Annotated in this window: 12 protein-coding genes and 1 tRNA gene; 4 read left to right on the plus strand and 9 right to left on the minus strand. The window is 63.4% G+C overall.

Annotation, left to right across the window (positions count from 1 at the left end):
- Nucleotides 1–89: 89 nt before the first annotated feature.
- From AQ12_RS21465 to AQ12_RS21485, 5 genes are all read right to left on the minus strand, one after another.
- Nucleotides 90–3,041, minus strand: a complete 2,952-nt coding sequence (locus AQ12_RS21465; protein ID WP_048442028.1) for a TonB-dependent receptor — start codon at nucleotides 3,039–3,041, stop codon at nucleotides 90–92.
- A 294-nt stretch (nucleotides 3,042–3,335) separates the two neighbouring features.
- Complete coding sequence (locus AQ12_RS23070; RefSeq protein WP_048442029.1) at nucleotides 3,336–3,995, minus strand: energy transducer TonB; 660 nt, start codon at nucleotides 3,993–3,995, stop codon at nucleotides 3,336–3,338.
- 7 nt (nucleotides 3,996–4,002) lie between these two features.
- Entirely contained in the window at nucleotides 4,003–4,425 is a 423-nt protein-coding gene (locus AQ12_RS21475) for a biopolymer transporter ExbD (RefSeq protein ID WP_048442030.1), read from the minus strand.
- A gap of 16 nt (nucleotides 4,426–4,441) precedes the next feature.
- The gene (locus AQ12_RS21480; RefSeq protein WP_048442031.1) at nucleotides 4,442–4,864 is read right to left on the minus strand and encodes a biopolymer transporter ExbD; all 423 of its coding nucleotides are present in this window, start codon (nucleotides 4,862–4,864) and stop codon (nucleotides 4,442–4,444) included.
- 38 nt (nucleotides 4,865–4,902) lie between these two features.
- Complete coding sequence (locus AQ12_RS21485; protein ID WP_238587797.1) at nucleotides 4,903–5,775, minus strand: MotA/TolQ/ExbB proton channel family protein; 873 nt, start codon at nucleotides 5,773–5,775, stop codon at nucleotides 4,903–4,905.
- A gap of 262 nt (nucleotides 5,776–6,037) precedes the next feature.
- Between AQ12_RS21485 and AQ12_RS21490 the strand changes: the two genes are divergently transcribed.
- The 3 genes from AQ12_RS21490 to AQ12_RS21500 all read left to right on the plus strand — a co-directional run bounded on the left by AQ12_RS21490 (nucleotide 6,038) and on the right by AQ12_RS21500 (nucleotide 7,943).
- A tRNA-Thr gene (locus AQ12_RS21490) sits at nucleotides 6,038–6,113 on the plus strand.
- A gap of 131 nt (nucleotides 6,114–6,244) precedes the next feature.
- Nucleotides 6,245–7,504: a serine hydrolase gene (locus AQ12_RS21495; RefSeq protein ID WP_053076847.1), complete on the plus strand. Its 1,260-nt coding sequence runs from the start codon at nucleotides 6,245–6,247 to the stop codon at nucleotides 7,502–7,504.
- Nucleotides 7,505–7,616: 112 nt separating this feature from the next.
- Nucleotides 7,617–7,943, plus strand: a complete 327-nt coding sequence (locus tag AQ12_RS21500) for a hypothetical protein (protein WP_048442033.1) — start codon at nucleotides 7,617–7,619, stop codon at nucleotides 7,941–7,943.
- Here AQ12_RS21500 and AQ12_RS21505 read toward each other — a convergent pair.
- The gene (locus AQ12_RS21505; RefSeq protein WP_048442060.1) at nucleotides 7,919–8,668 is read right to left on the minus strand and encodes a SapC family protein; all 750 of its coding nucleotides are present in this window, start codon (nucleotides 8,666–8,668) and stop codon (nucleotides 7,919–7,921) included. The genes AQ12_RS21500 and AQ12_RS21505 overlap by 25 nt on opposite strands.
- A 22-nt stretch (nucleotides 8,669–8,690) precedes the next feature.
- On the minus strand, nucleotides 8,691–10,010 hold the full coding sequence (locus AQ12_RS21510) for a hemolysin family protein (protein ID WP_048442034.1): 1,320 nt from the start codon (nucleotides 10,008–10,010) through the stop codon (nucleotides 8,691–8,693).
- 25 nt (nucleotides 10,011–10,035) lie between these two features.
- Between AQ12_RS21510 and AQ12_RS21515 the strand changes: the two genes are divergently transcribed.
- Nucleotides 10,036–10,863 (plus strand): symmetrical bis(5'-nucleosyl)-tetraphosphatase, encoded by an 828-nt coding sequence (locus AQ12_RS21515; RefSeq protein ID WP_048442061.1) that lies wholly within the window; start codon nucleotides 10,036–10,038, stop codon nucleotides 10,861–10,863.
- A gap of 27 nt (nucleotides 10,864–10,890) precedes the next feature.
- On the opposite strand, the gene AQ12_RS21520 is transcribed toward AQ12_RS21515, so the two are convergent.
- Nucleotides 10,891–12,354 carry a DEAD/DEAH box helicase gene (locus AQ12_RS21520; RefSeq protein WP_048442035.1) on the minus strand — a complete coding sequence of 488 codons (1,464 nt, stop codon included), beginning with the start codon at nucleotides 12,352–12,354 and terminating at the stop codon, nucleotides 10,891–10,893.
- Nucleotides 12,355–12,460: 106 nt separating this feature from the next.
- A complete protein-coding gene (locus AQ12_RS21525; protein ID WP_048442036.1) occupies nucleotides 12,461–13,342 on the minus strand; it encodes a neutral zinc metallopeptidase in 882 nt (293 codons plus the stop codon).
- Nucleotides 13,343–13,354: the final 12 nt, after the last annotated feature.

Consider the following 13,354-nt stretch of genomic DNA (forward strand, 5'->3'; position numbering starts at 1 on the left):
GCATCGCCCAAAAAAAAACCACCGCCGAAGCGGTGGTTTGCAAGGTGCGGCCCGTTTGACCGGGCCGCATCTCTTTTGGCACTAGGCCATCAGAAGCGGTGCTTGATGCCCACGCGATAGAAGCGGCCGATAGCGCCCGAGTAGTCGAGCGGGTTGTAGCCGATGGCACCGTAGGTCTCGAAGTCAGCAGGCGGCTTCTTGTCGAAGACGTTCTGGATCGAGCCGAAGATTTCGGTGTTCTGGCGGAATTTCCAGGAACCCGACAGATCGACCGTCGTGAACGACTTCAGCTTGCAACCACCAGGGAAGTCATCGCCGTTAGCCAGGTGCTGTGCGCAGCTCGTGTCCGAACGCTCGAAAGTGTTCGACAGGCCACCACGGTGGTTCACGTTGGCACCCAGGCGCCATGGACCCATTTCCCAGGTCGTAGCGAACTGGATACGGTTGCGGGGCGAGCCGATGCAGTTCGTGATGTTGCAGTCACCGTGGGTGCCAGCGTAGTCATGAACAATGCCCGATGCCTCGATCACGCGCTGCTTGAGCAGGTGCGTCCAGGTCAGCGACGAGGTCAGGCGGCCCATGCCACCGCCCAGGTCCCAGCGGTGCTTGGCTTCCAGGTCGATACCTTGCGTCAGCGACTGCGCAGAGTTCTGGAACACCACGAAGCCGGACAGGATGCCGCCCGGGTCGCCAGCAGCGACGGAGGTTGCCGGGTCGCGGGTCACGCGGCCACCGTCAACAGCAGCTTGCGGGTCTTCGATGACCGGCAGGCCCTTGCGCTTGATCTGCCATGCGTCAATGGTCACGCTGGTCTTGGGCGTGATGTCCCAGACTGCGCCAACCGTGAACGACTGCGACTTCTCTGGCTCCAGGGCGGGGTTGCCGCGCTGGACGAAGGTCGGAGCGACACCACGGCAGATGGCATCTTGTGCAGCGCCGACGATGCCGGCTGCCTGCAGTGCTGCGCAACGTGCGTTGTCGTCGATGACCGCGCCGCCGAAGGCTGCAACCGAAGCTGCGCTGTTTTCCGTCGACGACGGAGCACGGAAGCCCTGTGCGTACGTGCCACGGATAGCCAGGTTGTCCAGGGGACGCCACTTGGCACCGATCTTCGGCGTGACAGCGGTGCCTGCATCGGAGTACTTGTCATAGCGCAGGGCTGCGCTCAGCTCGATGCGCTTGGTGACAGGCAGCAGGATTTCGCCGTAGGTCGCGAAGATGTCGCGCTCGCCGCCGTAAGCGGTGAGCGACAGGCCGGCGTAGTTGCCCAGGCCGTTGTACAGCGGCAGGTTGTTCTCTTCGTGGCGCAGTTCAGCACCGAAAGCGATGCCGATCGGGCCGCCTTCGAGTCTGCCGAGTTCACGCGAGATCTTGATGTCGCCGCCGTATTGACGCGAGTAACCCGAACGCTGCTGGTCCTGCAGCAGGGCTGCATACATGGCTTGCGAGTTCAGGCCTGCGTTCTCACCGATGCGCCACACGGTGCCCGGGGGCAGCGCGGCGTACAGCGAGCTGAAGGCAGTGGCAGCAGCCACGTTGGCAGGCGTCGGGTTCAACAGGGCGTCAGCGACGCGCCAGTTGATCAGGCGCTGCGACACGTCGGTCTGCTTGGCTTCAGAAAAGTGGACAGCTGCGTCGTAGTCCCAGGCCGAGAACGTGCCCTTCAGTCCGGCGACCAGGCGCTTGGAGTTGGAGCTGGAGTTGTTGTTGGTCGGTCCCGTGTCGTACAGCGGCAGGTACATCAGGCGAGCGGCCGCGTTGTACGGATTGTCCGGGTGCGTTGCGCCCAGCTGTGCCGTTGCCGTACGCGAAACCACCACACCGTCAGGACGGAAGAAGCCGCCGCTTGGCGAGATCGGCAGGCCGGTCACGTCCGATTCGGTCTGGTACAGACCCACTTCGACGAACGCTTCCATGTTGGCGTTGATCGTCTTGGTGAAACGGCCGTAGAAGCTGGCATTTTGCGAATCAGGCTGGACCTGGTTCACGGCCATGCGGACGTCGTTGATGCAACCACCGGTGGGGTTGTTCTGCGGCAGGTTCGTATTGTTGTTGCAATACGTCTGTGCGGCAGGGTAGAAGCGGGCGAAGCCCACGCCAGCGGCATCGCTACGGCTGTAGTAGTCGAGCGTGACGGGATTGCGAACGTTACCGATGAACGACGGTGCGGCGCTGTTGTTCACACGGCCTGCGGCGTTGGCGGCAGTCGGGATCCAGCCGTTACCACCGGCGCGGGGGATGTTGTTGGTCGGGCCTTCGTTGGGGTTGAAGCCGATGCCGTACTGGCCGATGGCCGAGATACCGACCGGGCCGCGGCCAGCGCGGTCACGGTAGTTGATTTCCTGGCGCTTGCCAGCTTCAACGTTCAGCAGCAGGTTCCAGCCGTCCTTGTCGAGGTCGCCCATGCCGTGCGTGATGGCGATGCGGGGTTCCTGGCCGTCGCCCTCTTCGGCAACGCCGTAGGTCAGCTTGGCAACGGTGCCCTTGAAGTTCTTGCGCAGGATGATGTTGACAACACCAGCGACCGCGTCAGATCCGTAGATCGACGAAGCGCCGTCTTTCAGCACTTCAACGCGCTCGACAGCTTCCATCGGGATCTGGTTCAGGTCAACGTAGGTGCGCTGTGCGTCGTCCGCGAGAACGGCGGATGTGACACGGCGACCGTTGATGAGGACCAGCGTTGCGTTGGCGCCAAGGCCGCGCAGCGAGATGCCCGAAGACGTTGCGCCCGAGAAGCCGCGACCGTAGGTGAACGGAACGGAACCCTGGCCGTCAGACGTGAGGGTCTGAAGGTACTCAGCGACCGTGCCCTTGCCGGACTGGTCGATTTCTTCCTTGGTGATGACCTGGACCGGAGACGCTGTCTCGGTGTCAGTTCGGCGGATGTTCGAGCCCGTAACCTCGACGCGTTGCAGTGTTGAGCCTGTCGATGTCTGCGCAAGGGTGTCCTGCGCAATCATCATCGAGGCAGTGCCGCAGAACGCCGTGATGAGGGCGCGCGCGACTACCGTTTTTCTAAACCTTTGTGTACCGGTTTTCATGTGTTCTCCAGACCTGTTCCTGTCGAGAAAGAGTTCGAGCCTCAAGTGCCCATAACCCGCATTTAAAGAACCGGGCGCACCTTATGAATTAAAAAACGGTACGCCGCAGTCCAGCACCTGTTTTTACACGCGCGTCACAGTGGCGTCACTCGGCATTAACAGTGTTTGGGTGTTTGTGTTGCCGAAATACATCAGCCCCGCGAGGGGGCTGATTGGCTGGCACGGCAAACCATGAAAAACGGACCGCAAAGCGGTCCGTTTTTTGGAAATCGCCGGGATGGCGATGGATAGAACTCAGTCGATCTTGAAATCGAATTCCTGGGTTGCGATGACGTCGCCGCCCGAGGTCGAAATGCACTTGTACTGCATCATCGCGTTGCGCACGGCCGAGTGCAGCACGCGCGGACCCGACAGGATCTGCACATCACGCACCACGCCATCGCGGATCGTGACTTGCGCCCGCACCGTGCCCGTCGCACCTTCGCGGATCGCCTGGCGCGACATCTCGGGCTTGACCTGTGTCGGGCAGGCGATCGCGATGTCCTGGCGGCCGGTCGGAGCCGGTGGTGCTGCAGGTGGCGGCGGTGGCGCGATGGGCGCCTGCACCGTGGGTGGCGCCTGCACCGACGCGATGGTCGGCGCGGCGCTCGGTGGCGGCGTCACTTCCGACGGCGGCACATAAGGCGGCGGCGGAGCCTCGACCTTGGGTGGCGCCTTCTGGATTTCCTTGGGCGGCGGTGGCGGCGGAGGTGGCGGTGGTGGAGGAATGATCACTTCCTGGATCACGGCCGCTTCAAGCGGCTTCTTGATCAGCTCCAACCCTTTGCGCGCTGTTCCGGAGATCAGCGCCCACGCGACGACAACGTGCACCAGGATGACAATCGCCCAGCCGACCATGCGCCGCCGGGGATCGGCGTTCTGGTATTTGGGCATGTGCATGGATGTTGCGCTCATGTAGGCCTCACTGGATGAACTGCTCGCTGCCAGTGACAGCAATCTTGGTGAGCCCCTTGCGCTTGGACGTCGACAGCACGTTCGCAAAAACGGCGTAGCCCGCATCCTTGTTGGGGTGGATGTTGACGACCGGCTGCGGATTCATGGCTGCCACTGCCGCCATCTTGTCGTCGAGCTCCTGCTGGGCAACGGGCAAGCCCTGCCAGTACACGATGCTCGCCTGGTCGATGTCGATGCGGATCTTGTCCGGCTCCTGCGTCGTGGGCGGCGCGCCCACGGGCATTTCCAGGTTCACGGCGTGAAGCTGGATCGGGATGGTGATGATCAGCATGACGAGCAGCACCAGCATCACGTCGATGAGCGGCGTGGTGTTGATGTCCATCATCGGTTCAGGGTCGCCGCCTTTGCTCTTGAAGCGGCCTGGTTTCATTCTCATGCGCTTCTTCCTAGTTGAGCGGCGGCGGCTCGGTGATGAAGGCGACCTTCACGATGCCTGCGACCTGGCAGGCATAGAGCACCTTGCCAACGCCGTTGTACTTGGCCGTCATGTCGCCGCGAATCTGCACTTCAGGCTGCGGCTTCATGGTCGAGACCCGCTTGAGGCGATCGATCAGGTCACGGGGCGTGTTCATCTTCTGGTCGTACCAGAACACATCGCCCTTGGGATCGACCGAGATGATCACGTTTTCGGGTTTGGTTTCGCGCACCTCGACCCGTTCCTTTGGCAAGGTCACGGGAATCGAGGTGGTCACTACCGGGATGGTGATCAGAAAGATGATCAGCAGCACCAGCATCACGTCCACGAGGGGCGTGGTGTTGATCGCGGAGATGACGTCTTCATCTCCGTCGTGTCCGACAGCCATTGCCATGGCGGTCTCCTTGGGCGGGCGGTTGCCGGCGGGGCCGCTTAAGCGGCCTTGCCGGCGGAGCCCACGATCACGGCGTTGAGTTCATCGCTGAACTCACGCACATCGTCCATCACCGCCTTGTTGCGGCGCGCCAGCCAGTTGTAGGCGAACACAGCCGGAATCGCGACTGCCAGGCCGATGGCGGTCATGATGAGCGCTTCGCCCACGGGACCTGCCACCTTGTCGATGGACGCCTGGCCGGAAATACCGATGGCCGTCAGCGCGTGATAGATGCCCCACACCGTGCCGAACAGGCCGACGAAAGGAGAGGTGGAACCCACGGTTGCCAGGAAGGCCAGGCCGCCCTGCATGGTGGAGTTGACGCGATCGACGGCGCTGGTGATGGACATCGGGATCCATTCGGCCATCGGGATGTGGCCCTTCAGGCCGCCATGGTCGGTGGTTGCCGCCGCACCAGATTCGGCGATGAACCGGTAGGCGCTGTTCTTCTCGAGTGCGGCAGCGCCGGCGCTCACCGACTTCGCATCCCAGAAGGCCTTGTCCACGGTGGCGGCGTGGCGCTTCATCTTGGATTGCTCCAGCAGCTTCACGACCATGATGTACCAGCTGCCGATCGACATGATCGCCAGGATAAGGAGAACAGCGCGCGCAATATTGTCCGAACCCTTCCACAGGGCTTCAATGCCGTACGGGTTTTCTGCGGAAGCAGCGGCAGCCTTGGGCGCCGAGGCGACGACAGAGGCCTCCGGGGCAGCTGCACCGGGTGCTGCTGCAGGTGCAGTCACTGCGGCCGAAGCACCCGGGGCGGCCGGGGCCTGGGCGTTCGCCGTGATGGCGCCGAAGGAAAAGATGATCGGCAGCATGAAGGAAGCTGCGACGCGAAGGGAAGAGGCCAGCGATAGGGTCCGCAAGATAAGTCCTTTGTCTTTTGGGATTCAAAAGCTCTTTTCGGGCGACCTCGGCACGGTAGTGCCTGCGGCCTTTGCCCAAAGCCCATGAGTATAGTTCGCAACACGAGGTCCAAGTGCTAGGCCTGGCGGTCCAATTTGATCGTTTACCCTGTGAGATGTGATGAGTACGCATTACCGGGCCTTGCGGATTCGCCTTGCAAATTCCAGCTGTTCAGCGCGAGCCCTCTATCCGGCCACGCTATAATCGCGGGCTGTATTTAAAGCCGGTGTAGCTCAGTCGGTAGAGCAGCTCATTCGTAATGAGAAGGTCGGGTGTTCGATTCATCTCTCCGGCACCAAACAAGCAAGAAGGCCGCCAGTTTTTCTGGCGGCCTTTCTTTTTCTCCTGAGCAAACGCGAAGAAAAACTACAAGGCCAACTGCATTCGGCTGTCAGGCCGCCTGCGGTGCATCCGGCACGCTCGAAACCCATGACAAAGCGTGCATACATCGGCCTGCTCATCCTCCTGATCATCGGGGCGGGTGCGTGGTTCGCCCCTGTTGTGCTGCCTTCGGTATTTCCCGCCCGAACCCCATCGGTCGCGCAGGCACCCCGCACAGCGCCCTCGGTCTCGCCCGCATCGGCACCGGGGTCCATCGTTCCTCCCCTGTCGCCCCAGGCCGCTTCGGCCGCCGCACGCGGTGCGGTCGTCGAGGAGGTGCGCGAAGGAACGGACTCTGAATCGGCCTTGCAGAGTATCTTGCCGCGCCGCTCGGCGGGGCACGCTGCCGGCCTGCACAAGACGCAGGACGAATTGCGATTGGGTTCAAGCGCGGCTTTGGTGCTCGACGCCAACACCAGGCAGGTGCTCTATGGCAAGAATCCCGATGCCGTGCTGCCAATGGCTTCCATCACCAAGCTCATGACGGCCATGGTCGCGCTCGAAGCGCAGCTGCCGCTGGACACCCCCATCACCATCGCAGAAGAGGACGTCGACAAGATTCTGTCGAGCCGCTCGCGCTTGCGGGTGGGCACCGTGATCACCCGCGGTGAGGCCCTGCGACTGGCCCTGATGTCCAGCGAGAACCGCGCTTCACATGCAATCGCGCGCACCTCGCCTGCCGGAATGGAGGCGTTTATCGCAGCGATGAATCGCAAGGCCCGCCAGCTGGGCATGACGAACACGACGTTCGTCGATCCCACGGGCCTGTCGAACAAGAACCAGTCGAGCGCCCGTGACCTCGCGACCATGGTGCTCGCTGCCTCGGCGCACCCGCTCATCCGCGAATATTCCACCACCCGCGAACACCAGACTGCCATGGGCAACCGCGTGCTGCTCTACCGAAACTCCGATCCGCTGGTCAAGGACCCGACGTGGGACATCACGCTGCAAAAGACCGGATACATCATCGAAGCCGGGCATTGCGTGGTGCTGCGCACACGCCTGGATGGACAGGACGTCGTGATGGTGCTGCTCGACTCGGCCAGCAATGGCCGGCGCAGCGCTGACGCCCGCCGTATTCGCCAATGGATTGCAGGCGATCCTGTGGCCGAGCGTCCGCAGGCCGCTGCCGCTTCACCGCGCAAGCAGGTAACCGCGAAAGCCGCCGCGAAAGCCGCGGCCAAGGCCAACACAAAGACCAGCGCCAAGTCCCGGGCGGGCGCACCAGACAAGGGCAAGCGCGTTCAGGCCACCTTTGCCGGGACGGGCTCGAACACCCGCAAATCCGGCGGCCCCGGTAAAAACTAAAAGGCTAAGCAAGATTCCTAATCCCGGCGGGCGCATCACCTATAGGCTCCAGAGCCAAGCCCCCGACACTGGCTCAACTGCCTTCAGGGATGTACCAAAAATGCCAAGCGTCTTGGATTCGCTCACAAGCTGGGCCCGCAAAACGACCACCACGTTTGCCGAGCTGCGCATGTCGGTGATGCCGCGGTCCGAGGTAGATGAACCAGGTGAAGGACTTGCCTACCAGCTGCGGCACTGGCCGGATCTCTCGGGCGCACGAACTGCAGACATGCTGCGGGCACTCTCCGTGATGAGTCACCGACCGGTCAACCGCCGCTGGATCCTGGCAAGCACCCGGCTCACGGCTGTCGAAGTCGACAACCTCATCGCCCGGCTCATTGCCCAGGACGCGGTCACCGTCATCGATACCGGCCGCTACGCCGGTTTGGGCGCAGGCTGAATGGGGCTTTGGCGTTCGGCCACCCGATCGACCAGTTTCTTCATGTTCGACAGTGACGCCAGGTGCATCGACACCAGGTGCATTTCTCCGGCGCGAAACAACTCCAGCACTGTCGCATCCGGCAGCGCCATCAGCTTCGCCTCGTCCACCACCAGCAGGCCGCCCACGGTGAAGCTGCGCCCATCCACCAGGTCCGCCTTGGCGTTCATTTCGCGCAGCACGCCGGCCTTGTCCAGCCGCTGGCAGAACAGATCGGTGCGCACGTACTCCTGCTGGTAGCGGCCCAGAAAGTCGAGTGCGTTTTTCAGCAACGGCGTGTCGGCCCCCGAATCGTCGAACAGCGGCTCACCCTCTGCCTGGTTCAGCCCCGCAAATGCTTCGTCGATGCAGACGCCCAGCTGGTTGCCGGCAAGCTCCGCCAGCACGAACGGATAGCGGCGCACGAACGCAGGAACGTACGAGCCGGTCCATCGTTCTTCGCCATCGACAAACAGGTTTTCCCTCGCGCGCAAGCCCAGCATGGCCAGCGGCACAAGACGGCCGCCCGCCTGCCTCGAAAACACGATCGGGTATTCCTTGAACGCTTCAGGAAACTCCACTGCGGCAATGAACAGCGAATTCGCCTTGCGCGCAAAGGCGTAGCTCGACGTGGGTTTCACGCGAAAATTGCGATGCTTCACACGGTCGAGAAGCACGGGTTTTTCGTAGTACACGGAATCTGTCACGTCACTGGCTCCTTCATTTTTTTCAGGCCTGGCCGGCCGCAATACCTTCATTGTCTGATGCGGTCCTGGGCATCGCCAGCACCTTGTCGATGCGCTTGCCGTCCAGGTCAACCACCTCGAACACCCAGTCGCCGCAGTCGATGCGCGCAGCCACACCCGGCAGGCTCCCCGATATCGACATCAGCAGACCCGCCACCGTGTTGTATCGGCCGCGATCTTCTTCGGGCAGGTCACGGATTTCCAGGCGCGCCTTCAGTTCGGCAACCGGCATCAACCCATCGAGCAGCCACGAACCATCTTCGCGCTGGGTGGCCCAGGCCTGCATCTGCGCGCCGGGCTGCAACTCGCCGGTGATGGCTTCGAGCAGGTCGTGCGGCGTCATCAGGCCCTGCACGACGCCGTACTCATCGACGACAAACACCAGCCGCCCGGCGCGTGCGCGGAACTGCTCGAGCAACTCCATCCCCGAAAGCGTTTCGGGCACGAACAGCGCGGGGATGGCGAGCGACTCGATCCTGGCGCCGGGCTCGCGTGTCGACGCACCCAGCAGGCGCGCCACGCTGAGGACACCCACCACATCGTCAAGCGACCCACGGCAGACGGGGTACCAGGAGTGCGGCTCGCCCTCGCCTGCGCGCCGCAGGCACTCGGCCACGGTGAGTCCGGCTTCCAGCCATTCGATATCGGAGCGCGGCACCATCATGGAGGTGAGCGGCCGGTCGTCCAGGTGAAAGACGTTTTGCACCATCTGCCGCTCGTGCTGCTCGATCACGCCTGCATCCACGCCTTCTTCGAGGCTGTGCGCGATTTCTTCTTCGGTCATGCCACGCGCCATCGTCGTATCGATCGGCAGCACCTTGAGCACGGCCTGCGTCGATGCAGACAGCAGCTTGACGAAGGGTCCTGCCGCCCTGGCCAGCCAGCTCATCGGCCGGGACATGAGGCGCGCGACGGTCTCCGGGTAGATCTGTCCGATGCGCTTGGGCACCAGCTCGCCGAAGATGATCGTGACGTAAGTGATGATGGTGACGACGATGGCGGTAGCAACGTACCCCGACGCGCGCTCCCCCATGCCCAGGCCCTGCAACCACATCGCGAGCCCCGCGCTGAAAGCAGCCTCGCCGATGATGCCGTTGAGCACGCCGATGGAGGTGATGCCCACCTGCACCGTGGAAAGAAACCGGGTGGGGGTATCGAGCAAACGCAGCGCCGCCGCGGCACCGGCGTCGCCCGCTTCCGACAGCCCTTGCAGGCGCGCCTTGCGGCTGGAAGCCAGCGCCATCTCCGACATCGCGAACACGCCGTTGAGCAGCGTGAGCAACGCGATCAGCAGGACTTCCATGGATCAGGGTACAGAATGGGACACCATGGGACTTTACTTGATCGGTGATGTGCAGGGCTGCGATGCGCCGCTGGGTCGACTGCTCGACCGCATCGGTTTTTCGCCAAGCCGCGACACGATTTACCTGCTGGGCGACCTCGTCAATCGTGGCCCGTCTTCGGCGCAGGTCTTGCGCCGCCTGATGAGCTATGGGGATTCGGCGCGCTGCCTGCTCGGCAACCACGACCTGAGCCTGCTGGCCGTCGCGCACGGCACGCGCGCACCTCATCGCAATGACACGATGGACTCCGTGCTGCTGGCCCCCGATCGGGGCGACCTGCTCGGCTGGCTCAGGCGCCAGCGGATGGCCATGTACGAACATGGCGTGCTGATGGTGCATGGTGGGGTTCTGCCGCAATGGGACGTTTCGCAGACGCTGGCGCTGGCAGCCGAAGTGCAAGCCGTGCTGCGCGGACCGGATCTTGCGCATTTCCTGCCGCGCATGTACGGCAATGAACCTGTGCAATGGAGCGACGCGCTGGAAGGCGCAGACCGGCTGCGCCTGATCGTGAACGCGCTGACACGGCTGCGGTTCTGTACGGCCGAGGGCGTGGTGGACCTGAAAACCTCCGGCGGCCTGCAAGACGCGCCTGAAGGGTTCATGCCGTGGTTCGATGTGCCCGGGCGCAAGACGGCGAACACGCGCATCGCATTCGGGCATTGGTCCACGCTGGGGTTCCTCAAGCGCGATGACATCGTGTCGCTCGACACCGGATGCGTCTGGGGCGGGTGCCTGAGCGCGCTCAGGCTGGATGCGTCAGGCGACGAATTGATCCAGGTTGCGTGCGAGCAATCGCAAGTGCCCGGCGACTAGAGCGCCGGACAGGCGCAAGCCTGGGGCTCAGTCCGCCTTGAACAGAGCAGCGATCTTGCGCTTGGGCTTGATGTTGGCCGACACGCGCGATGAAGCGGGCTTGGCGTTGGCTTCCCAGGCGGGCGCGACTTCGGTGACCGGTGCCTCGTAGGGCTGGTCGAAGAACGGATCTCGCGGAGCGGCCGCCGGCCTGAAGTCGCGTTGCGGGCGCCTGTCGCGCTCGCCCGTGCTGCGGTCGATACCGCGCTCGCGGTCACGCGGCACATCGAGTGCATCGCGCGGATCGCCCACTTCGCCGGCCTCGCGCCACGCACGGCGGCCGTCGTTGATGCGACCGCGCGGCTTGTCCTCGTCGTACTCCATCGCCTCGAGTTCGATCTTTTTCTTGAGCAGCTTTTCGAGGTCGGCAATCAGCCTGGAATCGGTAGCCGACACGAACGTCACGGCAAGACCCGATGCACCCGCGCGGCCGGTGCGGCCGATGCGGTGCACGTAATCTTCGGCGTTGAATGGCACGTCAAAGTTGAAAACTGCCGGCACGTCCTTGATATCGAGTCCGCGCGCAGCCACGTCGGTCGCCACCAGCAGGTCGACTTCGCCGGCCTTGAACGCCGCCAATGCTTTCAGTCGCTCGTCCTGGCTCTTGTCCCCGTGCAGCGCCGTCGTGCGCAGGCCTTCGCGTTCGAGCGAGCGCGCCAGGCGGGCGCAACCGAGCTTGCTGTTGACGAAAACGAAGGCCTGGTTCAGGCCGCGCTGGCGCACGATCTGCTTGAGGGCGTGGCGCTTTTCCTCGTCGGGCACGCTGAAAAAGTGCTGCTCGACCGTGGAAGCTGTTTCGTTGGGCCGCGCCACTTCGATGGTGACCGGGTCCTGCAGGTAGCTGCCGGCCAGGCGCTTGATTTCAGGCGAGAACGTCGCCGAAAACAGCAGTGTCGTGCGCTGCTTGGGCAGGAAGGAAAGGATTCGCTGCAGATCGGGCAGAAAGCCGATGTCGAGCATGCGGTCGGCTTCGTCGAGCACCACATATTCGACCTGGTTGAGCACCGCGTTCTTGGCTTCGATGTGGTCGAGCAGCCGGCCGGGCGTAGCCACCAGAACCTCGACACCCTTTTTCAACTCAGCCGTCTGCGGCTTCATGTCGATGCCGCCAAACACCACCGCACTGCGCAGGTTGGTGTACTTGGCGTAGAGCTTGACCTGTTGGGCCACCTGGTCTGCCAGTTCGCGCGTGGGCAGCAGCACCAGTGCGCGCACCGGATGGCGCGCGGGCGAGGTCGAGGCGTTTTCGTGCTTGAGCATCCGCTGCAGCAGCGGCAGCGAGAACGCCGCGGTCTTGCCGGTGCCGGTTTGCGCCGCACCCATCACATCCTTGCCCGAGAGCACGACGGGGATCGCCTGCTCCTGGATGGGGGTCATGGTCTCGTAGCCCATTTCGGCTACGGCGCGGGCCAGCGGCTCGGCCAGCGAAAGGTTGGAGAAGGATGCGGTCATCTATGGGGGTGCGAAGGGGTGCGACAAGTAACCCGCTATTGTCGCACCCATGGGGTTACCTGTACGTGACAGGGCACCCCAGCCCCTACAGCCCGCCCAATTGCGGTCAGATGTCCCGGGAATTGAAGGTATCGCAGGCCTTGACGCTGCCGGTCTTCAATCCGGTGGAGAACCACTTCTGGCGCTGGGCGCTGGAGCCGTGGGTAAAGCTCTCGGGCACCACAGCCCCGCCACGCGCGCCCTGCAGGGCATCGTCACCGATCTTGGCTGCCGCGTTCATGGCTTCTTCGACGTCGCCCTGCTCCAGGATCTGGCGCGCGTTTTGCGCGTGATGCGCCCAGACGCCTGCAAAGCAATCGGCCTGCAGTTCGAGCCGCACGCTCATCGCGTTGTACTGCGCCTTGCTCGACGAGCTGCGCATCTGGTCCATCTTCTGGGTGATGCCCAACAGGTTCTGAACGTGGTGGCCGACCTCGTGCGCGATCACGTACGCCTGCGCGAAATCGCCGGGCGCGCCCATGCGCGTCTTGAGCGTTTCGTAGAAGTTCAGGTCGATGTACACCTTCTGGTCGCCGGGGCAGTAGAACGGACCCATGGCCGACTGGCCGGTGCCGCAGGCCGTGCCGACAGCGCCGCGAAACAGCACGAGCTTGGGTTCGCGATAGGTCGCGCCGCCTTCCGTGAACTGTGCCTTCCAGACGTCTTCGGTGTCTGCCAGCACGGTCGAGACGAACTTCGCCATCTTGTCGTCTGCGGGCGGTGCCTTGGCCGGGCCTTCGTTTTGTACTTGCACGGGTGAGCCGCCACCGGTCAGCACGCCCAGGATCGTGAGGGGATTGATACCGAAGATGGCGCCGCCCACCAGCGCGATCACGATGGTGCCGATGCCGATGCTGCGGCCGCCCAGGCCAAAGCCACCGCCGCCGCCTCCACCGCTGCCACGCGCGTCTTCCACGTTGCTCGATTCCCTGTTGCCTTCCCAGCGCATGATGTCACTCCT

The organism is Caenimonas sp. SL110, assembly GCF_001044395.1.
Classification (GTDB): Bacteria; Pseudomonadota; Gammaproteobacteria; order Burkholderiales; family Burkholderiaceae_C; genus Ramlibacter.